Below are 425 nucleotides of genomic sequence, written 5' to 3' on the forward strand. Positions count from 1 at the left end.
GACCCGTTGCTGGGCACGGCGTTTCCCGCGGCCCGGCTGCTGCTGGTGGAGCAGCCGGGGCCGTGGGGGAGGGCCGGTCTGCTGGACTCGCGGTTCAGCCGGCCGGTCGCCCACCGGTTGATCGCACGGCTCGACCCGGCAGGGGTCAGGGTCTTGGCGATCCGTCGGCCGGGCCGCAGCGTCCCGTCGGGACGCCGGCGGTGGGCGTTGGTCGACTGCCGGCCGGGTCGGGAAACGCTGCGGTGGGGCGGTTTTCGTGACGACGCCGACCTGCTGGACCTCGACACCGATGCCGAGTCCCCGCCGCCCCGGCTCCGGGCCGCCGAGCAGGATCTGAACCTCCCGCCGGAAGCCGGAAAGCGGTCGGCGGACGACGGCGGTGGACCACCGATCTTCCTGGTCTGCGCGCACGGCACGCACGATGC

General features: G+C 74.6%; 1 pseudogene. It reads left to right on the top strand.

Features of this window, described 5'->3' with window-relative positions:
* Positions 1-425, top strand: a pseudogene (locus GVL04_RS24200) (hypothetical protein); the annotation flags it as partial.

This window comes from Arthrobacter sp. 18067, from assembly GCF_902706295.1.
GTDB lineage: Bacteria > Actinomycetota > Actinomycetes > Actinomycetales > Micrococcaceae > Arthrobacter.